This window comes from Exiguobacterium sp. GL_137 (assembly GCF_057834585.1).
Map to the genome: position 1 here is coordinate 1,713,337 of NZ_CM174406.1, position 23,181 is coordinate 1,736,517.

20 protein-coding genes and 1 tRNA gene are annotated in these 23,181 nt (G+C 45.0%); 11 read left to right on the forward strand and 10 right to left on the reverse strand.

Features of this window, described 5'->3' with window-relative positions:
• Positions 1-168: 168 nt before the first annotated feature.
• Both AC3IRK_RS09155 and gltB read right to left on the reverse strand, forming a co-directional pair.
• On the reverse strand, positions 169-1,638 hold the full coding sequence (locus AC3IRK_RS09155) for a glutamate synthase subunit beta (RefSeq protein ID WP_131503637.1): 1,470 nt from the start codon (positions 1,636-1,638) through the stop codon (positions 169-171).
• A complete protein-coding gene (gene gltB, locus AC3IRK_RS09160; protein WP_489169898.1) occupies positions 1,635-6,113 on the reverse strand; it encodes a glutamate synthase large subunit in 4,479 nt (1,492 codons plus the stop codon). The genes AC3IRK_RS09155 and gltB overlap by 4 nt, the downstream gene beginning before the upstream one ends.
• A gap of 285 nt (positions 6,114-6,398) precedes the next feature.
• On the opposite strand from gltB, the gene AC3IRK_RS09165 reads away from it, so the two are divergent.
• Together AC3IRK_RS09165 and AC3IRK_RS09170 are read left to right on the forward strand one after the other, a co-directional pair.
• Positions 6,399-7,241 carry a transporter substrate-binding domain-containing protein gene (locus AC3IRK_RS09165; RefSeq protein WP_114596547.1) on the forward strand — a complete coding sequence of 281 codons (843 nt, stop codon included), beginning with the start codon at positions 6,399-6,401 and terminating at the stop codon, positions 7,239-7,241.
• Complete coding sequence (locus AC3IRK_RS09170) at positions 7,238-7,924, forward strand: amino acid ABC transporter permease (RefSeq protein ID WP_131503635.1); 687 nt, start codon at positions 7,238-7,240, stop codon at positions 7,922-7,924. The genes AC3IRK_RS09165 and AC3IRK_RS09170 overlap by 4 nt, the downstream gene beginning before the upstream one ends.
• Before the next feature lie 67 nt (positions 7,925-7,991).
• Here AC3IRK_RS09170 and AC3IRK_RS09175 read toward each other — a convergent pair whose 3' ends face one another.
• The gene (locus AC3IRK_RS09175) at positions 7,992-9,824 is read right to left on the reverse strand and encodes a putative bifunctional diguanylate cyclase/phosphodiesterase (protein ID WP_131972563.1); all 1,833 of its coding nucleotides are present in this window, start codon (positions 9,822-9,824) and stop codon (positions 7,992-7,994) included.
• Positions 9,825-9,980: 156 nt separating this feature from the next.
• Here AC3IRK_RS09175 and AC3IRK_RS09180 point away from each other — a divergent pair, with 156 nt between their 5' ends.
• Positions 9,981-10,610, forward strand: coding sequence for an FMN-dependent NADH-azoreductase (locus tag AC3IRK_RS09180; protein WP_131972562.1), 630 nt, complete (start codon positions 9,981-9,983; stop codon positions 10,608-10,610).
• Here the strand turns inward: AC3IRK_RS09180 and AC3IRK_RS09185 are convergent.
• The 4 genes from AC3IRK_RS09185 to AC3IRK_RS09200 all read right to left on the reverse strand — a co-directional run bounded on the left by AC3IRK_RS09185 (position 10,607) and on the right by AC3IRK_RS09200 (position 12,886).
• Positions 10,607-11,485: a helix-turn-helix domain-containing protein gene (locus AC3IRK_RS09185; protein WP_188004464.1), complete on the reverse strand. Its 879-nt coding sequence runs from the start codon at positions 11,483-11,485 to the stop codon at positions 10,607-10,609. The two genes, AC3IRK_RS09180 and AC3IRK_RS09185, sit on opposite strands and share 4 nt — an antisense overlap.
• Positions 11,486-11,526: 41 nt before the next feature.
• Positions 11,527-12,411, reverse strand: a complete 885-nt coding sequence (locus AC3IRK_RS09190; protein ID WP_131972560.1) for a helix-turn-helix domain-containing protein — start codon at positions 12,409-12,411, stop codon at positions 11,527-11,529.
• 92 nt (positions 12,412-12,503) lie between these two features.
• Positions 12,504-12,574 (reverse strand) — tRNA-Thr (locus AC3IRK_RS09195).
• Positions 12,575-12,688: 114 nt separating this feature from the next.
• Positions 12,689-12,886 (reverse strand): hypothetical protein, encoded by a 198-nt coding sequence (locus AC3IRK_RS09200; RefSeq protein WP_014970552.1) that lies wholly within the window; start codon positions 12,884-12,886, stop codon positions 12,689-12,691.
• Positions 12,887-13,035: 149 nt separating this feature from the next.
• Here AC3IRK_RS09200 and AC3IRK_RS09205 point away from each other — a divergent pair, with 149 nt between their 5' ends.
• Together AC3IRK_RS09205 and putP are read left to right on the forward strand one after the other, a co-directional pair.
• Entirely contained in the window at positions 13,036-14,214 is a 1,179-nt protein-coding gene (locus AC3IRK_RS09205) for a MalY/PatB family protein (RefSeq protein WP_489169899.1), read from the forward strand.
• A gap of 338 nt (positions 14,215-14,552) precedes the next feature.
• Positions 14,553-16,025 carry a sodium/proline symporter PutP gene (gene putP / locus AC3IRK_RS09210; protein WP_489169900.1) on the forward strand — a complete coding sequence of 491 codons (1,473 nt, stop codon included), beginning with the start codon at positions 14,553-14,555 and terminating at the stop codon, positions 16,023-16,025.
• A gap of 52 nt (positions 16,026-16,077) precedes the next feature.
• Here the strand turns inward: putP and AC3IRK_RS09215 are convergent, their stop codons facing one another.
• Both AC3IRK_RS09215 and AC3IRK_RS09220 read right to left on the reverse strand, forming a co-directional pair.
• A complete protein-coding gene (locus AC3IRK_RS09215; RefSeq protein ID WP_489169901.1) occupies positions 16,078-16,794 on the reverse strand; it encodes a class I SAM-dependent methyltransferase in 717 nt (238 codons plus the stop codon).
• Between the two features lie 123 nt (positions 16,795-16,917).
• Complete coding sequence (locus AC3IRK_RS09220) at positions 16,918-17,232, reverse strand: hypothetical protein (protein ID WP_012370605.1); 315 nt, start codon at positions 17,230-17,232, stop codon at positions 16,918-16,920.
• A gap of 204 nt (positions 17,233-17,436) precedes the next feature.
• Here AC3IRK_RS09220 and AC3IRK_RS09225 point away from each other — a divergent pair, with 204 nt between their 5' ends.
• From AC3IRK_RS09225 to AC3IRK_RS09235, 3 genes are all read left to right on the forward strand, one after another.
• Complete coding sequence (locus AC3IRK_RS09225; protein ID WP_131502495.1) at positions 17,437-17,916, forward strand: GNAT family N-acetyltransferase; 480 nt, start codon at positions 17,437-17,439, stop codon at positions 17,914-17,916.
• Positions 17,917-18,010: 94 nt separating this feature from the next.
• On the forward strand, positions 18,011-18,709 hold the full coding sequence (locus tag AC3IRK_RS09230; RefSeq protein ID WP_131502496.1) for a queuosine precursor transporter: 699 nt from the start codon (positions 18,011-18,013) through the stop codon (positions 18,707-18,709).
• A gap of 73 nt (positions 18,710-18,782) precedes the next feature.
• Positions 18,783-19,148 (forward strand): PilZ domain-containing protein, encoded by a 366-nt coding sequence (locus AC3IRK_RS09235; RefSeq protein WP_255508321.1) that lies wholly within the window; start codon positions 18,783-18,785, stop codon positions 19,146-19,148.
• Positions 19,149-19,286: 138 nt separating this feature from the next.
• On the opposite strand, the gene AC3IRK_RS09240 is transcribed toward AC3IRK_RS09235, so the two are convergent.
• Positions 19,287-20,960, reverse strand: coding sequence for a glycoside hydrolase family 13 protein (locus AC3IRK_RS09240; RefSeq protein WP_188004467.1), 1,674 nt, complete (start codon positions 20,958-20,960; stop codon positions 19,287-19,289).
• A gap of 210 nt (positions 20,961-21,170) precedes the next feature.
• Here AC3IRK_RS09240 and AC3IRK_RS09245 point away from each other — a divergent pair, with 210 nt between their 5' ends.
• The 3 genes from AC3IRK_RS09245 to AC3IRK_RS09255 are packed head-to-tail and all read left to right on the forward strand — an operon-like array spanning position 21,171 to position 23,123.
• Positions 21,171-21,788: a hypothetical protein gene (locus AC3IRK_RS09245; RefSeq protein WP_188004468.1), complete on the forward strand. Its 618-nt coding sequence runs from the start codon at positions 21,171-21,173 to the stop codon at positions 21,786-21,788.
• Positions 21,789-21,846: 58 nt separating this feature from the next.
• Positions 21,847-22,641: a thymidylate synthase gene (locus AC3IRK_RS09250; RefSeq protein ID WP_131502500.1), complete on the forward strand. Its 795-nt coding sequence runs from the start codon at positions 21,847-21,849 to the stop codon at positions 22,639-22,641.
• A complete protein-coding gene (locus AC3IRK_RS09255; protein ID WP_489169902.1) occupies positions 22,638-23,123 on the forward strand; it encodes a dihydrofolate reductase in 486 nt (161 codons plus the stop codon). The genes AC3IRK_RS09250 and AC3IRK_RS09255 overlap by 4 nt, the downstream gene beginning before the upstream one ends.
• Positions 23,124-23,181: the final 58 nt, after the last annotated feature.

Here is a 23,181-nt window from a genome sequence, read left to right on the forward strand (position 1 = left end):
TGATCACTCCTTCTCTTTCATCCTAGCTGAAAGCGCTTCGAAAAGGGTACAAGATAAACCGGATTATCAATTTTCTTTTTTTAACATTGTCCAACATTCATGACAAACCAAAAAACGTTCGAATCTCCTGCCTGAGGAGTCTCGAACGTTTTTTGATTTCACTACTGATCAACCGGTTTGCTGGTGCAAGCTCAGGAGGTGTTGCTCAACTTTTTCAGCAACTTCCCGTCCTTCCCGGATCGCCCAAACAATCAATGACTGACCGCGCCGGGCATCGCCGGCGGCAAATACACCCGGTCGGCCGGTCGCGTACGACCGCGTTTTAATCTTCCCGTTTTGTGTCTCAACCGGTAGATGACGTAGAACATCCTGCTCGACACCGCTGAACCCGATTGCAATCAACATCGTATCGACCGGATAATATTTTTCGGTGCCCAGAAGCTTCTGAAACTCAACCCGTCCATCGCCATGGCGGATTTTTTCATTATGAATCGTCCAGACGCCGGTTAATCGTCCGGCTTCATCCGTCGTGTAACGCTCAATCGCAATCAAGTATTCTCGTGGATCACGACCAAATTGAACGAGGGCTTCCTCATAACCATAATCGAGGCTGTACAGGTTCGGTGTATCCGGCCACATGTTGTCCGGTGTGCGTTCCGAACCCGGCATCTCGTGTTTCCCGAACTGGACGACGGAGCGGCATCCTTGCCGCAGTGCCGTCGCTACACAGTCTGCTCCCGTGTCACCGCCTCCGATGACGAGGACATCTTTCCCCCGTGTATCATGCAGGTCGATTAACGCTTGTCCTGTCAAAAGTTGCCGCGTCACGCTTGTCAAATATTCCATCGCGTATCCGACGCCACTACTCGGAGCGTCCGGTATTTTTCTTGGTTCAGTTGCGCCGACACAAAGGATGACGGCATCGTAATCGGCTTCCAGTTGATCCAGTGATAGATCAAGACCGATCGTGACACCAGTTTTGAACGTGATACCTTCCGTCTCAAGCAAGCGGACACGACGGGCAACGATGTCTTTCGAAAGTTTCATCGCCGGAATCCCGTATGTCAATAATCCACCAATTTGGTCTTCCCGTTCAAACACCGTCACTTGATGCCCCGCTTGGTTCAATTGATCGGCTGCCGCTAAGCCGGCCGGCCCTGAACCGACAATTGCAATCCGGTGTTGACTTCTGACCGACGGAATACGCGGTTGGACCCATCCTTTTTCAAAACCGATATCGATGATGGTCCGTTCGATCTGTTTGATCGTGACAGCAGGTTCGTTGATCGAGAGGGTGCACGATCCTTCACACGGCGCGGGACAGACACGGCCTGTGAATTCCGGGAAGTTATTTGTCTCTTGGAGCCGCTGCAGGGCTTCGTGGAAATTTCCCTGTTCGACCAGCACGTTCCATTCCGGAATCAAATTGTAGACCGGACACCCGATTTTGACTTGTCCATACGTCTCACCGACATGGCAAAACGGTGTCCCGCAATCCATGCAACGGCTGGCCTGCTCCGACGCTTCCGATTCAGAAAAACGTTCTTTGTACTCATTAAAATCGCCAACTCTTTCCCTGCTGTCACGTTCCTTGCCTGCCTGGCGAGGAACGTTCATAAATTGATCCCGTCTCTTCATTTTTCCCCTCCTGTTCCGCGTCCGATATGCGTCTCAAATGCCAGCAACATCGCTTCTTCTGTATTGTGTCCCTGTTGCGCGTAGCCTGCCATCAGAGTCGTCACAGCTTGGTAGGTCGTCGGGATGACACGGATGAATGAGCTGAGGACATGATCCCAGTTTGCCAGGATGGCATGACCTTGTTCACTGTTCGTCCGCGCAACATGCCGCTCGATAAACGATTTTAAGCGTGTTGCTTCTTCCGGGTCAGAAACAGCTCCCGTTACGACGAGTTCCCGATTGATCCGGGCCTCAAAACGTGTAACATCTTTTGGCAAGACGTACGCGACGCCACCCGACATTCCGGCCGCGAAGTTCAGTCCGACATCACCCAGGATGACGACACTTCCGCCCGTCATATATTCGAGACCATGATTTCCGATCCCTTCAACGACCGCGGTTGCTCCGCTGTTCCGGACAGCAAATCGTTCCCCCGCTTGACCATTAACGTAAAGTTCGCCGCTTGTCGCTCCGTACAGTGCGACATTTCCGATGATGACCTGATCAGCGGAGACGAAACTCGATTTTGCCTGTGGACGAACGGCGATGACCCCCCCTGATAATCCCTTGCCGACATAGTCGTTGGCATCTCCTGACACATTCAATGTCATGCCGCGTGGAATATACGCCCCAAGACTTTGACCGGCTGAACCTGTCAGATTCAGCGTTAACCGATCCGTCGGAAGCCCCATTGCGCCGTAGAGCCGTGTCAAACGTGATCCGGTATTCGTTCCGATTGCCCGGTCTATATTGGTGATCGGGAAGGCAAAGGTTTGTTGTTCCGTAAAGGATTCATCCGTGATGACAGTTTCCAGTTCCCGTCCGTCAAATGAAGCCGAGACGTAATGCTGTTGATACTGCCGGTTCTCTGCCGAATAACCCGGCATGACGAACAGTCGGGATAAATCGAGACTGGAAGCTTTCCAGTGCGTCTTCATCCGGTTGGACGTTTCTAACAGATCGGTCCGACCGACTAAATCGGCTAAACGTCTCACACCGAGTTGTGCTAAATATTCACGGACTTCTTCGGCGACAAATTCCATGAAATGGACGACATGATCCGCCGATCCTGTAAATTTCTCACGTAATTTCGGATCTTGTGTCGCGACACCAACCGGACACGTATCGAGGTGGCAGGCCCGCATCATGATACAGCCGACGGCAATTAACGGTGCCGTTGCAAACCCGTATTCATTGGCTCCGAGCATCGCAGCGATGATGACATCGCGTCCCGTCAATAACTTTCCATCCGTTTCCAAAACGACCCGGTCCCGTAATCCGTTTAATGCAAGTGTCTGATGGGTTTCGGCCAAGCCCAGTTCCCACGGTAATCCCGTATGTTGAATGCTGGTCTTCGGTGACGCACCGGTCCCTCCGTCATGACCGCTGATGACAATGACATCGGCCAATCCTTTGGCGACGCCGGCAGCAATCGTTCCGACACCGCCTTTGGCGACTAGCTTAACACTGATCCGCGCCTGATCATTCGCTCGTTTCAAGTCGTGAATCAACTGCGCCAAATCTTCAATCGAATAAATATCATGGTGGGGTGGAGGTGAAATCAATCCGACACCGGGTGTCGAGGCCCGGACACGGGCAATCCACGGGTAAACTTTTTCTCCCGGCAGCTGCCCGCCTTCTCCCGGCTTTGCTCCTTGTGCGACCTTGATTTGCAGTTCGTCGGCATGGACGAGGTAATCGCTCGTGACACCGAATCGACCAGATGCAATCTGTTTGATCCGGCTCATCCGGGAATCACCGTTTTCATCCAAATGATACCGTTCCTCTTCCTCACCGCCTTCACCGCTGTTACTTTTCCCGCCGAGCCGGTTCATCGCAATCGCTAACGTCTCGTGTGCCTCTTTGGACAGCGAACCGTAAGACATGGCTCCCATCTTGAAATACTTGACGATTTCGCTGACCGGTTCAACTTCTTCAATCGGAATCGGAGTCGTTTCCCGGAAAGACATGAGGTGACGCAAAAACGTCGCCGGTTCTTCCTGGATCCGGGAAGAATAGGTTTTGAACAAGTCATACCGACCGGTTCGACAAGCATGTTGCAGTAAATGAATCGTTGCCGGGTTGAACGCATGATGTTCTCCGTCGTGCCGATAGCGGAAGACACTGCCTGACTCAAGGTGTGTCCGTCTGATTCCTTCTTCATGTTGACGAAGAGCTTCCTGTTCAATCAGTGACAAGTTCAAACCGTCGAGTTGCGAGACAGTTCCTGTGAAGTAACGGTCGATGACCTCTTCGGCAATCCCGACAGCCTCAAAAATTTGAGCCCCCCGGTAACTGAAGACCGTCGAAATGCCCATCTTCGACATGACTTTGACCACACCCTCTGTCACTGCGGACCGGTATCGCTCCGCATAGTCAGGCATCGTTTCGACAACGGCATCCTGTAACGTCGCATAGACAAGGTAAGGATGAATGGCATCGGCTCCGTATCCGAGCAAGGCGGCAAAATGATGGACTTCCCGGATTTCACCACCTTCGATGATTAAACTGACTTTCGTCCGCAGACCTTCCCGGATCAAATGATGATGGACAGCACTTGTGACAAGCAGGATCGGCATCGGGACAGCACCCGGCCGGACATTCCGGTCGGAAAGAATCAACAGTTCACAGCCCCCTCGGACGGCATGGACAGCTTGCTCGAGTAACGCTTCGAGTGTTTCCTCAAGCGGACCGTCAAATACGGTCGAAAGCGTCTTGTGAACGAGTTTCGTCTGCTTTAAGGCCGCAGCTTCCGATGGCGTGAGAACCGGGGATGTGAGACGAATCCGACGGCAATTCTGCCGGTTCGGCGTCAACAGTTCCCCTTGCTGACCGAGCCAGGTCATCGTCGACGTAACGATTTGTTCCCGCAACGCATCGATCGGCGGATTCGTCACCTGCGCGAATAGCTGTTTAAAATACCGGAACAAGGATTGCGGCCGTTCACTCAGCACAGCAAGCGGGATATCCGTCCCCATCGCACCTAACGGATCTTTTTTCTCTTCCACCAGCGGAATCAAATACTGATCGATGTCTTCCCGTGTGTAACCAAACAACCGTTGTAACGTTCCGAGATTCGAGATCTCTTCCGTTTTCACGTCTGCCGGTAATTTTATCATCTCTTCCGCCAACCACTCGGCATAGGGATGGCGCATCGCGAGTTCACGCTTGACCTCTTCATCTGAAATCAATTGGCCGGACGCAAAATCAAGCAATAACAGTTCTCCCGGAACAAGGCGTTTCTTAAATAAGATATCGTGTTCAGCTACCGGCAGAACACCGGATTCTGAAGATAACATGAAATGACCGTCCCGCATCATCATGTACCGAGCAGGTCGCAGACCATTCCGGTCAAGTGTCGCCCCAATCTGTTTCCCGTTCGTGAAGACAATCGCTGACGGACCATCCCACGGTTCCATCATACTGCTGTGATATTCATAATACGCCCGCTTTGCCGGCCGGACCTCTGCATGTTCGAACGGTTCCGGCACGAGCATCAATGCTGTTTCTGCCAGCGTCAATCCAGACAGATATAAAAACTCGAACGCATTATCAAGCATCGAGGAGTCACTGCCCGATTCGTCCAAAATCGGTAAGACATCTTTCGCCCGACGGCCGTACGTCGTCTTGGCCAATCCGTTTTCACGGCTCCGCATTGCCCGGACATTCCCTTGTAATGTATTGATTTCTCCATTATGGATGAGATAACGGTTAGGATGGGCACGTTTCCAGCTCGGAAAGGTGTTCGTACTGAATCTAGAGTGGACGATCGCGAAACCAGACTGGTACCGTTCATCCTGCAAATCATCAAAATACAAACCGAGTTGATCCGTCGTCACCAGTCCTTTGTAGACAATCGTCTCGCTGGAGCTGCTTAAGACGTATTGTTCGATACCGAGTTGCTCCGCTTCTCGCTCAAACAGTCGACGAATCAAAAACAGTGTCCGCTCGAACGCTAATCCTTCGACGTTTTTGGCTTCAATAAAGCATTGCCGGATGACGGGTTCCGTTTGACGCGCTTTATCACCGATCACCGTGTTCGTAACCGGGACAGTTCGCCACTCAATTAACCCTTGTCCTTCTGATAAAATAATCGATTCCAAAACACGTTCCAACCGTTGACGCAAGCGGTCTTCCCGCGGCAAAAACATCATCATTACCCCGTAGTCCCCACTGCGTGGCAAGTTGATATTTCGTAACGTTTGGCGGAAGAGACGATCTGGTATTTGTGTGAGGACGCCGGCTCCATCGCCTGTTTTGGCATCACTACCTTGTCCCCCCCGATGTTCCATCTGACACAACATCTTCAAGGCGTTTTGAACGATTTCATGACTTACTCGTCCCGTCCGATGAGCATAAACCCCGATTCCACACGCATCGTGTTCTTGTCTCGGATCATATAGTCCTTGCCGTTGCGGCATTTGATGAAATGACATATTACCACGCTCCTAACCGTTCTAAATTTTCTGTATATTCTGTTAAAATATACATTACACTCTTTTATGTTTATTCGCCACCATGTATATTTCTAAAATCCGGTTCTTCAAATCCCTTGATAGACCGTCTCTTCTTGATGATAACGCTTACATATAGGTGGATATTTTTTTTGAATAAAATATTTTTCAAGAGGCTATTCTTTTTTGCGCCAATTCCATTTTCCATGGTACTTTTAAATAGAAAATAAATTATCAGTGCTTGTTAGGAAAAGGAGAATTGAAACGATGAAAAACTCTGTGAAATGGACGGGTCTCTTGATTGCAGGAACTGCCCTGGTCCTTAGTGCATGTGGTCAGGAAGAAAAACAAATGACCGCATACGATAAGATTCAAAAAGAAGGAACCTTGACAGTTGCAACGGCTGGTACACTTTATCCGACCTCATTCCATGAAGAAAAAAGCAATAAATTAACCGGCTTTGATGTCGAAGTCGTCAAAGAGATTGCTAAACGTCTTGATTTGAAGGTGGCATTTAAAGAAATGTCTTTTGACGGAATGTTGACGAGTGTAAACACTGGTCAAGTTGATTTAGCCGCCAATGATATTACGATTACCGATGAACGTAAAGGAAAGTTCGCCTTCTCTAAACCATACAAATATACGTACGGGACGGCGATTGTCCGTAAAAGTGATTTATCCGGCATCAAGTCTCTGGAAGATTTAAAAGGCAAAAAAGCAGCGGGGGAAGCGACGACGACCTATATGCAAGTCGCTAAGAAATTCGGTGCAAAAGAAGTCACCTATGATAATGCGACGAATGATCAATATTTGCGTGATGTTTCCAACGGACGGACAGATGTCATCTTAAACGATTACTATTTACAAAGTTTAGCTGTCGATTTCTTTAAAGATTTCGACATTACGATTCATCCTGATATCGCCTACAATCCAAGTCAAGTCGGACTCATCATGGATTTAGATAACAAAGAATTACAGTCGAACATCAATGCTGAAATCGACAAGATGAAGAAAGATGGAACGCTTGCTAAACTGTCGAAAACATTTTACGCCAACAAAGACGTCTCGAAAATGCCTGATATCAAGACGACGCTCGTTGACGTGAATTGAACAGCTTCTTTGAAATTGAATGGCGGTCCGTCTTTAATCCAGAATTAGCACGAGAAGCGTTTCCTTACATCTTAGGTGGTCTTAGTCATACTCTTTGGATTTCGATTCTCAGTATGGTGATCGGCCTTGGTCTCGGCTTGTTACTGGCTTTGGCTCGGTTATCCACATCACGACTGTTACGGACGATTGCCACCCTCTATATTTCATTTATGCGCGGTGTCCCGATTCTTGTCTTATTATTCATGTTTTATTTTGGTTTACCGGTCATCAACATTCAACTGGATGCCTTGACCGCTGCCATTGCCGGCTTCAGTCTGAACAGCGCTGCCTATATGGCTGAAATCATTCGTTCATCCCTTTTGTCGGTGGACCGTGGTCAACAGGAGGCTGCCCAATCACTAGGACTTTCCAGATACCGTGTGTTCGTCGGCATCATCTTGCCTCAGGCTGTTCGACTGGCAATTCCTCCGCTGTCAAATGTCCTTCTTGATTTGGTGAAAGCCTCTTCGCTTGCCGCCATGATTACAGTCCCGGAGATTTTTCAACGGGCAAAGATTGTCGGTGGACGGGAGTTCGACTACATGACAGTTTATTTTGTCATCGCCTTCATTTACTGGGGAATCTGTGCCGTCATCGCTGCCGGTCAGGAAATGCTCGAACGGCGTTTCGCCCGCTATTTATAACGTGCAAAAGCTCAACCGTTTTCTACAGACGTCTCGTGACGAAAGTGAAAATGGTTGAGCTTTTGTATTAGGCTTCTAACTCGAGTAATGGTTCAATTGATAACGCTTCCAATGGTTTATGGAACAAATAGCCTTGAAGCGTCTGACACCCTAATCCTGTCAAAAGTTCCGCTTCTACCATCGCTTCAATTCCTTCCGCGACAATTGTCATCTTCAATCGACTTCCCAGCTGAATGATTGTCTCGACGATGGCTCGTTTTTCTTCCGAGTCAATCGCCGCCCGGACAATCTCTTTCGGAATTTTTAACTGATCGAAAGGTAATTCGACGAGCGTCTGCATCGATGAAAAGCCCGTTCCGAAATCGTCAAGCGCAATCCGGATCCCGTGAAGATGCAATTCATTTAAGGTTTTGATGATTTGTACCGTTCCTTCGATAAAAATATGTTCCGTCATTTCAATTTCCAATAAGTAAGGCGGAAAACCGGTCGTTCGTAAAATCTCCAATACCTTTTCGGTAAAGTCTTCTTGCCGCAACTGCCAAGGCGAGACATTAACGGCAATCGTTATTGGTTTTCGTCCTTGTTCCAACCACTGCTGTCCTTGCCGGCAGGCTTTACGCATTACCCATCCCCCAAGTGTTTCGATGAATCGTGTCCGTTCTGCCAACGGAATGAATTCCAGTGGCGAAATCAGCCCATATTTCGGATGATTCCACCGGACTAGTGCTTCAGCACCCGTGATGCGGTGAGTTGCTGCGCTGACTTGTGGTTGAAACAACACAAAAAAGTCCCGGTCAAGATCAGCATCATACAGATCCCGTGTCAGTTGCATTGCTCGTTTGCGTTCATTTTGGGTTACCTGATCCGTAATCGCAAACGTATTTTTCCGATTTGACTTTGCCGTAAACAAAGCAATCTCGGCATCATTGATGACGTGATCAATCGATTCCCCGTTGACGAACGAAACCCCGATGCTTGCCGTTACATTGATTTGCTTAAAATCAATCTGAACACGTTCAGAAATACTGGCTAAAATCTCATCACATAGTTGATGCGGTGGCGTAGATGTTGCATGTAATAAAAAAGCACTTCCACTCGCTTTCGCCACGATACAGTCCGAAAAACGGGTCATCAAGCGCTTGCCGATAACATGAAGCGTCCGATCCCCCGTCCGGTAACCGAATGCATCATTAACTGTCTTAAAATCATCCAAGTCAATCAGACAGATGATATCTCCTGTAACTGCTTTTTTCTCCGTTTCAATGACAAAAAAGGACCGATTCGCCAGTTCCGTAACCGGATCGAAGAAAGCTTGTTCTTTTAATCGTGTCAGGTAATCGATGTTTCTTTCTAAATGCGTGACATATTGTCTATGAATCAACAGACTGATGAGTGTAGCAATCAGAATCAATCCAATTCGCGCGATATGATCAGTCAAACTAAAGGTCGAGATTCCTGTCGGTGCTTTTAACCAGACATACAACAGGGACAGGACACTGATTCCCGTCGCATACAGCAACATCGTCCGATTGATCACGACAAGAGACGTCAAGACAAACAACAACGAGGCTGCCCAAACCGTCTGTGCTCCATTGTCGATGTATGGATAGTAGATGAAAGGTATCAATAAGAAGACGCTCGACATCACATGGGGTTTCCATCGATCGGTCAGATTACTTTTTCCAATTAAAAATTGAACTACACCCACGATAAAAATTAGAAATGCCCGCCATCCGACAGACCGCTCCAACCCAGTTTGACTGATGCTACTTGAAAAAACATACAGAGCGGCACCGCAAGTAGTCAGCACAAAAATAATCATTCCGAACAGCCGATAATTTGCGTTTACTTCGCGATGATAGTGAAGATTTGCTGATGAAGGACGGTTATGCGCCTTCATATCATCCCCTCTTTTCCGTCAATTCATCCTTTCCTTTTCCTTATCAAGTTGGAATTAAAACCTAAATCCTCCATCAATTTGCTTTTCATTCTCCCACGTCTAAAGAAGTCTTCAATCGGGTATTTGACTAGTAAAGATTGAAAGGAGTGTTATGTCATGAGCCGTTTGTTATTTATTGAAGCAAATGATAGTACCCATCAAAAGAAAGGAATCAGCTCGCACATGAACGAAGCGTTTCTCGCGAGTTACCGGACACATCATCCGGATGATGAAGTCGTCGTACTCAATTTATTCGAGGAACGGTTACCGTTTTTTGATTTACGTCTCGCCACTGCTGCCGCCAAACTATTTCGTGGAGAATCCGTCGAGACCGATGAACATGTGCCGCTCGACAAATTACAAGAATATCTGACCGGGTTTCTCGACTCGGATAAAGTCGTTTTTTCTTTCCCGATGTGGAATCTGACCGTTCCGGCTCCGCTTCATAATTATATGGACTATCTTGCACAAGCAGGTCAGACGTTTCGTTATACAGCAGAAGGGTCTGTCGGCTTAGTAACGGGCAAACAAGTTTTGTTGCTGCATTCACGCGGCGGGGACTATTCTACAGCGGATAAAGCTGATTCCGAACATGCCGTTCGTTACATGCTCGATATCCTTCGTTTCTTCGGGATTGAAGATGTCCAGACCATTATCCTGGAAGGACATCAGCAATATCCTGACCGGGCGGAGGAACTCGTCAAAAAAGCCCTCTCCGCATGTGAGAAGGCCGGGGGAACATTTTAAAATGTAAACAGTAGAAATCGTTCTTTTCCTTTAAGAACGATTTCTTCATATGTGTGTAGATGAAATGCACGAAACAAAGCATATGCTATCGTATAGTCACGTTGAATGGGTGAGCTATCGTCAGTCATCATCACCTCATAAAAATAACCACGTTGATAATAAAAATGAGCGACGAAAGAAGCATCATTTAACGATAAGCTATAGCTTAATCCTTTTTCCGTTATTTTTAAGCCGGCTTCGTATTTTTTCTCATAGGTTAACAATTGAGAATGGTTGTAATAAATCTTGATCAATTGTTTTTTCAATTCTTCCGTATCGTACGTCAATTGTTCCAATTCTTCATATACTTTTTCAGCCAGATGGTACTGCTCATTTTCTGCGTATAAATTCGAGATGGCCATCTTTATTCGAATATACATCTTGGGCGATTCGTACCAAATATCTTCCCGATCCGTCAATCGTGATAATAAAGTGGAAGCAGTACGGTAATCAATTTTATCTGTTTTCACCTCTAAAAGTATTGAAAAATACGCTTTTAGCAAAAGGATTTCGTTATGATGCGTTGCATCATTTTTCGATAATTCTTGTTTCATCTCTTGATATTTTTTCTCCCGAAACAGACTCGATAAATGGTTATCAGTCTCTCGAAAGGTGTCACTCTCTAATTGATCCCGGAATAGTAAAGAAAGCGGCACGCGCAATCGCTTGGCAATTTGTTGTAACAAATCGATTGTTGGCGAATTACGTCCATTTTCAATCTTACTGATTTCTGCCTGACTACATATCCCATCACACAATTCTTTTTGTGTCATTTTCTTTTCTTTACGAATCCGTTTGATTTCATTTCCAATCATGTGAGGCAATGATTTCATCATAATTTACCTTTCTCTTCTGACTATTGTTGCATGACTAGTTCCTAGATTGATTTTAATGAAAAATACATCACATCTGATAAGTGATCCTCTAATATGGTCGCAAACGAAGTGTTTTCTGTAGCCAAAAAGATTCCGTAGGCAAGCGTGTATGCTTCTTGAATCAACTCTAAGGAGCTGTTTAACTGTTCCAATGCGTATCCCCGCTGATAATAAAAGTGTCCGAGATAACTTAAATCATCCAAATGATTACTTTCATTAATCGCCGTCTCAGTTTCTTTTAAGATCGCAGAAAAATCTTTTTGTTTGATTAAGTTTCGGATGTAATTGTATAAAATCTTCAATTTCATTTTTTTATATTCGACCGTATGATAGTCAATCTTAAACAACATTGAATAAATTGAATCCGCATGGCGGTACTCACCATAGTTCGTATATAAAATCGCAATCGACATCTGAATTCTTAAGTATAGTAGAAACGATTCTTCAATTAATTTTTCTTCTGCAGTTATATTCAAAAGTTGTGAAATACACGTTCGGTAATCAATGATGTTTGTTTTTTCTTCAATGATCAATTTGTGATAGCGCAATAAAATGCTAATTTCTTTGTCCGTTTCTGTTATCAGATATTGATCAATCTGTAGAAATATTTCAGAATAACGGTTTAGGCGCGTAAGTTGAATTATTTCTTGATCAATCATGCGAAAATTTGTTTTTTTGTTTTCATTTATAAAAAAAGACGAGACCGGAGTGTGTAACCGTTCTGCAAGTTGTTGTAATAAATCAACCGTCGGTGAATTACGTCCATTCTCGATTTTACTGATTTCTGCCTGACTACAAATTCCCTGGCACAGTTCAGCTTGTGTCCAATTTCGTTCTTGCCGGATCCGCTTAATTTCGTTACCAATCGAAATATTTAATTGATTCATGGATGTCTCCTTCAAGATCAGTCCCTGTTCTAAACAAAAACAGGTCCTCCGTTCAAGTGATTGACTTGTGACGGAAGACCTGTTTATTTTGATGCTTCCGGCGAGAATCGAACTCGCACTGCAGCATTACCATTGCTGAGGTCTGCCATTAACCTACGGAAGCCTGTTTTTTCTAATATTAGTATAACGTAAGCCTAAATGAATATCAACTTTTTCAAGAAAATACAAAAAAAGCAGTTAAGGGAAATTTACTTCCCCCTAACTGTTTCATGATGCATTAAAGGACTGTTTTAGTTAATGAGTTATCAAAGACAATCAACACAGAATAATGTTCATCCGCTTTCGATGCGACGAATGTCGAGAATTTAAGTGTGATGATTGAATTTGAACCGACACCATTTTCCTCAAAGAAATGATTAAGTCGTTCTTCGAGTTCTTCTGGTGATCGTCCTACTAACACTTTTGAATGTAACATAAAATCCACCCCGTCCTTTTTTTTGTGTACGATATTGAGTTTTCCCATGCGCCCTTTTTTTAAAACCTCTATTTTTCTAACTTGCCGAAATGAGACCTGTTCGGTACTGTGAAGATATAGTTAAGTTTATATCGAAAGGATTGAACAAAATGAATGAGCATATGTTTGATGAAGTTTTAGAGAAAAGACAAACCGGGTCCGCCAAATGGGATGGTTTGAAACAACTGTTCGGATCGGATCAACTGATTCCGATGTGGGTTGCAGATATGGATGTCCGTCCTGCCGACTCGATAACGAAAGCTTTGACAAGACGGGCTGCAAGCGGCAACTTCGGCTATTCTCTGTTCGAAGAAAAAGCAAAACATGCCATTCAACATTGGTTTGACAAACGTTATGACCAATCGGTCGATCCGGCAACGATCCTCTATTCGAGCGGCGTCGTTCCCGCACTCGCACATAGTGTATTAGCATTGACGGAAGAAAATGATGAAATTATCATCCAGACTCCTGTCTATCCCCCTTTCCATCATGTTATAGAAGCGAACGGACGACGTTTAGTCGAAAATCCGCTTTCTTTACAGAATGACCGGTATGAAATCGACTTTATATTGCTCGAACAACAGATGAAGTCAGCACGCATGATCATTTTATGTAATCCGCATAACCCGACCGGTCGCGTGTTCAGCTTCGATGAATTGAAACGATTGGTTGCACTTGCTAAACAATACGGTGTCTACGTCTTGTCGGATGAAATCCATGCCGATTTGCTGTTTTCGAATGTAACGCATCATCCGATTATCGCGTTTGATTACGATCAGGTAATACTGGTCAGTGCTCCATCTAAAACATTCAATATCCCGGGACTTTATGCTTCTTATCTGATTGTACCGAACGCTGACTTGCGTCTTAAAATCGAGCAGGTGCAACAGGCGAACTTCGTGCATCCGAATGCTTTTGCGGCAACAGCTATCATTGCTGCTTATGAGGACCCGGAAAGCGAGCGCTGGTTACAGGAGTTGTTGGTTTACCTTGAAGAGAACCGTAACCATGCCATACAACGAATTCAAACAGAAATGCCTCGTCTCACCGTCGTTACACCGGACGCCACTTTCTTGCTTTGGATTGACTGTGCCGCTCTTCCTTTTAATTCGAAAGAGCGGGCTGACTGGTTAGTCAAGCAGGCTGGTCTTGCCCTGACACACGGAGAACCATTTGGAAAAAATGCTTCGACGTTTGAACGCTTGAATTTCGGATGCCCGCGAAGTCAGTTGGACGAAGCACTTAACCGTCTTCAAACGGCTTACCAAGCGATTGTCTTTACATATTAAGTTACGTTCCCACTCGCGATTCAAGTGATTTTTATATCACTTGAATCGCTTTTTTCATACAGACAAATTTTTAATTGTACCTTTTTTGACAACACCATTCATTTCGATTACCTTGCCATTTGACAACATTTCCATGACTGAATTTCGAAAATTAGAACTTCTAGAGGGACGAAAACCGTCCCAACCCCTTGATAGACGAGGGCTGAAACCACTTTTCATGACATTGTGAAGACTTGCTTTGTCGTTTTAGACCCTGTAAGGTGGGGAACAAATCGATTGTGCTTATTTGACAGATGAACGAACAGCGCAAAAAAAGATTAATTGGAGGCTTTATTGTTATGACGCAAGAATGGATTTCAATCAGCTTGTATCTGGTCATGATGCTTGCCATCGGCTATATTGCGTACAAGCGAACGACAAACACAGAAGATTATATGTTAGGTGGTCGAGACTTAGGTCCCGGAGTCACGGCACTATCCGCCGGAGCATCCGACATGAGTGGCTGGATGTTGATGGGATTACCCGGAGCCATGTACGCAACTGGTGTATCTGCTTTATGGCTTGCTTTAGGACTGTTAATTGGTTGTTACGTAAATTATTTGATTTTAGCGCCACGTTTTCGTCTTTATACGGAAATGGCAAATGATTCAATTACGATTCCTGACTTCTTAGAAAATCGTTTTAAAGATACGTCACGTGTCTTACGGACTGTTTCTGCAGTTGTCATTATCGTTTTCTTCACTTTCTACACATCAGCTGGTATCGTATCCGGCGGTAAATTGTTTGAAAGCTCATTCGGCTTTGATTATCATTATGGTATGCTCTTGACGATTGCGGTCGTCGTCGCCTATACACTGTTTGGCGGTTTTCTCGCAGTCAGTTGGACCGACTTCGTCCAGGGTTGTATCATGTTCATCGCCCTTGTCCTCGTGCCGGTCGTTGCCTTAACGGACGTCGGTGGCATCGATGGTGCCTACAACTATGCAGAAAACCTGGATCCTACATTGTTTGATCCATTAAAAGGCACAACATTCCTCGGAATCATCGGATTCCTAGCCTGGGGACTTGGTTATTTCGGACAACCGCACATCATTGTTCGTTTTATGGCCATTCGTTCGGTCAAAGATTTGAAAAAAGCTCGTCGTATCGGAATTGGTTGGATGTTTATCTCGATTCTCGGTGCCATGATGACAGGACTTGTCGGGATTGCTTATTTTGAAGGGCAAGGCAATGGACTGGGCGATCCGGAGACCGTATTCATCCGTTTCTCTGACGTCTTATTCCATCCTTACATCACAGGATTCCTGATGGCAGCGATTTTAGCCGCTATCATGTCGACGATTTCGTCGCAGTTGCTCGTCACATCAAGTGCTTTAACAGAAGATTTTTATAAAACGTTTTTTAATAAAAAAGCAACAGACAAACAGCTCGTCTTGACAGGACGAATTGCCGTCCTGGTCATCGCTGTCATCGGTTCCGTTTTAGCCTGGAATCCGTCAGCCACGATCTTATCACTGGTCGGTTATGCCTGGGCTGGTTTTGGTTCCGCCTTTGGTCCAATCATCCTGCTTTCGCTTTACTGGAAACGGATGACGAAACAAGGTGCACTCGCCGGTATGTTATCCGGTGCAATCACCGTCATCATTTGGGTTCAGCTCGGTCTCAGTACGACACTCTATGAGATGGTACCTGGGTTCTTCACTAGCTTATTCTTCACAGTTGTCGTTAGTCTCTTGACGAAACAACCGGTTGAATCGGTTCAAGAGAAATTTGACGATATGGAAGAAGAATTAAAAGAAGCAGTCGAATAATTTCAACCAATAAGTAAAACCCCTTTGAGTCTGACTCAGAGGGGTTTTGTCGTCATAATTCAAGGACACCATAATGCAGTTTGGATGATTTTCGTTTCGTCCGCACGAATCCGTATCGTTCAAATAACTCACTCTCAAAATGAGCTTTTAAGACGATTCTTTGTCGGGCGACTCGTTTGGCTTCGGCTACTACTTGTTCGGTCAACGGTTCAAAGTTTGCCAGTTGTCGCAGTCCGTCAAGATGCGTTGATTCTGAAACGGTTTTTTCAAACATCGGATCAAAATAAATGACATCTATTGATTTGCTGGCACATTGCTTCAGGTACGTGAAGTGTTCCGCCAACTGAACTTCAATCTGTCGCATCGCATCAATGATTGGTTGGTATCCTTCGATCCATTGTTGTAACCCTTCCCGTACGATCAAGGCTGTCACCGGATTGCTTTCTAAACCGATAACTTGACCAGACTGTCCGACTGCGTGACTCATGACGATTGCATCCGCTCCTAAGCCTAACGTACAATCAAGAACTGTCATCCCCTTTTGCAATCGGGCGATTGTAATCAATGGATCATGACCATTCCGGTCAAATTGTTTGATTCGAAAAACCGCACTGGACGGATGAAAGAAAAAAGAGCTGTCCGCATCTTGCGGATAATATTCCAATCGGTTTTTATCCACGACAAGAATGGGACGCTGATACTGCTCGTGAAGTGCCTGCAGTCCTATTTTTTTTCGCTCGATGACATCGAAGTCAATGGTTTGCTCCATTTCATAAAGTCGCTGTAATCTGGTCCTGACTTCATCTGTGGGCCTTAAGCACGTCGTCAATACGACTTTTTGTTTGTCCAATCCGTTTCACTCCCAGAAAAAAATAAGCTAGCCTGCGCCAGCTTATTTCTTTTTCTTCAATAACCCTTCGATATCTTCGATGAGGGCTTTTTTAGAAATTAAATCTTCTTGTTTTTCCTGCTCGACTTTGGCATCAACAGTCGTCCGTTGTAACAAGGCCTGCAACGTCTCATCGATACTTGATTTCAAGTGGTCGCGATCTTCTTTATTTAATGCAAGATCATGACGGACTTCGTCCCCTTGTTCGTCAAGTTGGCGTAACCGCTCCGTCAATTGTTTCGCTTCCCGATTCAAATCAGAATATAAGCGTTCGATTTGTTCTAAGCGTAATTTGATTCCATCCCGTTCTGTGAACACATTTTCCAACCCCTTCCAGCATCCAGATGTCTACATCATTACTTTACCATATTCATCACGAATTGAAACAATCACAATCCGTTTACAACTTACTTTTTCGCTTTCCTACCGTTCCTTACTTCTCCAGCTATCTTTTGCAATTTGTTTCCTGAAGTCGCTATAATAAATGAGCAGAGTGAATTGCGATCAGAGGAGGACACCGTCATGGATTTAAAACGTCGAACACTACGTCATGTAGATCAGACTGAATTCGAACATTTTTTAAAGTACGGCGAACAGGCTTACGGATTATCTCGTCAGGAAATTCAAGGATACGACCATGAGCTCGGGGCCGAGCGCGCTTTTGATTCTGTTGAACACAGTTATTCCGAAGACTTCTACTTTGATCTTCTTGTCGACGAACAACTGATTGGTCGTGTACTCTTATTAAAAATGGGACATTATTTCCAACTTGATTTGATGATATTCGACCCATACAGCGGTCGCGGTTTTGGAACAAAGGCAGTACAACAGGCACTCGAGCAATCAAACGTATTGTCTCTTTACGAAGTACGTGCCCGTGTCTTACCGACGTCTCCCCATCAAGAGATCGCTTCTCAAATTTTGAAGACAAACGGATTCGTCAAACAAGACGATTATTTTAGTAAGGGTCGTCGTAAACGATATTCCTTACAACGCCCTTGAGGCTCGACCGACGCAATCAGGCGTCGGTTTTTTTGACATCGATCCAAAAAAAGCGTAAAATTTTGGATTGTATGATTCAGAAAGGAGTTCTCACATGAACGAATGGTTATGGTTTCCTTCCATCTTACTTACGATGGGATTGTTATTACTCAGTTATCGTCTGTTTGGTAAAACCGGTTTGATGATGTGGATTGCCATCGCAACGATTATTGCCAATATCCAAGTCACACAACAAGTTGAACTTTATTCTTATATTTTCACATTAGGGAACGTCGTATACGGAAGTTGTTATTTGGCTACCGACATCTTAAATGAAAAGTACGGAAAAAAAGTAGCGCGGCAAGGCGTCTACATGGGATTTTTCTCATTGATCACGACAACGTTATTGATGCAATACAGCTTATTGTACACACCACTTAATGACACCCTGGCGAAAGACATGTCGAGTTCTTTGAACCTGTTATTTGGTTTACTTCCTTGGATTGCGCTTGGTAGTTTGTCTGCCTACCTGGTATCACAATTGTTTGATGTCTTTATCTATTCAAAGATCCGTCAAAAGACGGGGGAAAAGAAACTTTGGTTACGGACAACCGGATCGACTGTCCTCAGCCAATTGATTGATACGTTGACGTTTTGTGCGATTGCCTTTCACAACTTACCATTTGATATTTGGTGGCAGATTTTCATTACCACTTATCTCGCTAAATTCGTCATTGCCTGGGTCGCCACTCCTTTCATGTATCTTGCTAAAAGGATTCACCCGACCACTCCATCTAAAGATTTAGCAGCTTGATACAATCACCTTCCTGATTTTCAACATTTCGCTAGAAGATTGTCCTCTTTTAACGGATAATGGAAATCAGGAGGTGTTCATCTTGAAGATCAAACGCAACGAATCTTTCCGGTTTCATTTTGATGAACCGGTTGCTGGTGAATTTTATCTTGTCAAAGGTGGACAACGGACGCCGATTGGATCGATGAATATTCATAATATCTCACCTAGTGGCATGGCGATTGCAACACCGCTGAAGCTGCCGATTGACCGTTCGATGTCGATTGTCGTCGAATTTTCTCTTATACGTGGTCTCGAACCATTGAAGCTGAACGGACGGATTTTGCATGAAAAATGGCTCGATTCCCAGCGTTTGTATGGCATACGACTCGAAACAACTAAAGATGAGCAACAGCAGATTATCGATACGATTAAACAAGTCGTCAAAGCGACCTCTTGAATGTCGTGTATTTTACTTAAAGTAGAAGTTCGTGACTTTTCTTTAATCGAAAGAACGGTCTTCAACAACCAAAAACAAGGATGGCGGATTTCATGTCCGCCATCCTTGTTTTTTTCCTTGTTTACATACTGTTCTTTTTTACCGGAATATTCGGTAGACGATTGCTTCATATGGCCGAAGGACCAACTCTTCTTTTGAGACCAACGGAGAGTCGTTGTAATTTCCGATGACTGAATCAGAGGTATCGTGTGAAAGTGGAACGGTTACTTTGTCTTTACTGAATGAGCAGTAAACGTACCATGTTTCATTTTCATATGTTCTTGTATAGGCATAGATATCGGTCTCATCTTCTAAAATCAACGCATATTCGCCGTATACGATTAAATCGTGCTGATGACGTAACGCAATCAGCTGTTTATAGTAATAGAAGGTTGAATCAGAATCTGCTAAGGCCTGTTCGACGTTAATGGATGGATAATTCGGATTGATCTTCAACCAGGGTGTTCCTGTCGTAAAACCGCCGTGCTCGGTCGCATCCCATTGAATCGGTGTCCGGGCATTATCCCGCCCCTTGATGTGGATAGCACGCAATAACTCTGCCGGTGAAGCCCCCTGCTCGGTCCGCTCTTTCCACATATTGCGGATTTCGATATCCTCATATTCCTCAATCGATTCAAAGGCAACGTTCGTCATGCCGATTTCTTCCCCTTGGTAAATGTAAGGTGTTCCTTTTAACATGTGAAGCAATGTCGCTAACATTTTAGCGGATTCAACACGATACGTCGTATCGTCTCCGAATCGACTGACGACCCGCGGCTGATCATGGTTATTCCAGTACAACGAGTTCCAGCCTTTCTCATGTAAGGCAACTTGCCACTTCGTAAAGTTTTCTTTTAGCTTTTGAAGATTGAACGGTTGGACATCCCATTTGCCTCCTGGACCGGAATCCAAGTCCATATGTTCAAATGTAAAGACCATGTTGACTTCTTTCCGTTCCGGATCCGTATACAGGATCGCATCTTCGGTCGTCGCTCCTGGCATTTCCCCGACCGTCAATACATCATACTGACCAAACGATGCATCATTCATCTCTGTTAAAAATTCATGAATTCTTGGTCCATTAATATAATGTTGTCCGCCGTCTCCATATAGAGCACCGGGAGGAACCGTCGCATCCGGAAGACCGGGTGTCTTCGAGATTAAATTGATGACGTCCATCCGGAAGCCGTCAATCCCGCGATCCAACCAGCGGGTGATCATCTGATACACTTCTTGACGGAGTTTTTCATTTTCCCAGTTGAGGTCGGGCTGTTTTTTAGAAAACAGATGTAAAAAATATTCGTTTGTCGTTTCATCTAATTCCCAAGCCGGTCCGGAAAAAATCGATCCCCAGTTGTTCGGCAACGTACCGTCTTCGTTGGCACTTCTCCAAATGTAATAATCGCGATACGGGTTGTCCTTGCTTTTCCGTGACTCGGCAAACCAGGCATGCTCGTCCGAGGAATGGTTGACTACGAGATCCATTACGATTTTGATGCCCCGCTCATGCGCCTGATCGAGTAGACGATCAAAGTCCTCCATCGTTCCAAACTCGGCCATGATGGCTTCATAATCCCGAATATCATATCCATTGTCATCGTTTGGTGAGTCGTAGACAGGGCTCAGCCAAATGACATCAATTCCAAGTTCTTTTAAGTAATCCAATTTTTCAATGATACCGACAAGATCTCCAATTCCGTCTCCATTGGAATCCTTAAAACTACGCGGATAAATTTGATAGACTACACTGTCATGCCACCATTTTCGTTCCATATGATTGATCGACTCCTCTTGTGAACAATTTATGCAAGCGATTGCACTTTTCAATAAAGCGCTTCCATTCATTTCATCGTTAGCGTATCACGAATATTGTAACCAGTACAAGAGGATTCCCTTATCCGGATTCCGGTATACTGGAACTAGCGTTTTACGTTTGAATTTTTCCGATAGAGGAAAATGATTTAAGAGAGGAGGCGTACCAACATGTACCGTCGTTATTTATTGTTTCTAGTCTGGGCTGTTGCCATTGTCTTCATTCTACTATTTGGGAATAACAGAGTTTTTCCTTCCGGTTTTCTTTTGTCCTTTTTACGGTTTGATCAAAGCCAGTTCGATACGTCTGCACTCAGTTTATTTACATTACTTGGCATCTATCCAGCCGCCTTTTTCATGCTCTTTTTAGATGAAAAACGGTTCTTAAAACCTTCACCGATGTTAGCAAGTTTTGGCGCATTTGCGTTAGGATCATTTATCCTCATGCCGTATCTAGCTCTCGCCATCCCGCGTCAAACGTTTTTGCCGTTTCGACGTCGGAAGTTCATCCCTTACGTTGTCGCCCTGCTGGCTGTTCTGTCAGCCGTCATCATCTGGTTAGCTTTAGCACGTTCAGACTGGTCTATTTTCCAAGTCTATTTCATGACAAATCAATTCGTTCGGACGATGACTGTCGATTTGGTGATGTTTTATATTTTACAGCTGTTCATGTTACACAGAATACGGGCGCGACAAGACGGACGCCTTGGCTGGCGGGATATCGTACCGTTGTTTGGCCTGTTCAGTCACTTGTTCCGGCTTCACCTTCCAACTTCTTCCAACAGTTGATTCAATCCAGGATGTTCGGCTACAATAGGAAGATAGCTTTAATAGGGGGACATTATTCATGAAACAGTATCATCAACTTTGTCAGGAAATCTTAACGAACGGCATCAAAAAAGAAGATCGGACGGGAACCGGGACCATCAGTATTTTTGGTCATCAAATGCGGTTCCCTTTACAGGATGGTTTTCCGATGATAACGACGAAAAAGTTACATATGAAGTCCATCATTCATGAATTGATTTGGTTTATCTCCGGTGAAACCAACATCTCCTACCTGCAAGAACATGGAGTCCGCATCTGGAATGAGTGGGCGGACGAAGATGGCAATCTCGGACCGGTCTATGGTGCCCAGTGGCGTTCTTTCCCTAAACCGGACGGCACGACAGTCGATCAATTAGCAGATGTCATTGAACAGATCAAAGTGAATCCGGACTCGCGTCGTTTAATTGTCAGCGCTTGGAATCCTGGTCAATTGGAAGAAATGGCTTTACCGCCTTGCCATTTGCTGTTCCAATTTTATGTGGCGGACGGAAAACTATCTTGTCAGCTTTATCAGCGGTCAGCAGATGTCTTCTTGGGTGTACCGTTCAATATTGCTTCTTATGCCTTATTGACCCATATGATTGCCCATGTGTGTAAACTTGAGGTCGGCGATTTTGTTCATACTTTAGGTGATGCCCATATTTATTCGAATCACTTGGATCAAGTCAATCTCCAATTGAGCCGGAATCCAAAACCTTTGCCGACGATTCGTTTTGCCCGGGAAGTGGAACGTATTGAAGATTTTACGTTTGACGATATCATCATTGAAGGATATGATCCCGATCCGCATATTAAAGGAGTCGTCGCCGTATGATTTCGCATATCGTTGCCTATACAAAAAACCGGGTCATTGGTCGGGATAACGAGATGCCCTGGCATCTCCCCGCTGATTTGGCCCATTTCAAGAAAACGACTTACGGCAAACCGGTCATCATGGGCCGAAAAACATTTCTGTCAATCGGACGTCCATTACCGGGTCGCGAAAATATTGTCATTACGCGTGATCCAAATTTCCATTCAGAAGGAATCACCATTTGGCATGATTTAGACGGACTGGCTGCTTTCGCGGAGTCGGAAGAGGAAGTCTTTTTGATTGGCGGTGGTGAACTGTTCCAACGAACACTGTCACTTACCAAGCGGATTTATGCGACGGAAATCGATGCCATCATTGAAGGGGATGTTTATTATCCCGAGATCCCGGTTGACTTCGTTTGTTTGTCCGAGATGTTTCATCCGGTTGATCCACAACATTCAGAAGCTTTTACGATCAAACAGTTTGATCGTCCTCTCCGTTAACATTCTTTTGTTTTCAAAAGACACCTCGACTTCTATAAAGTCGAGGTGTCTTTTTAGT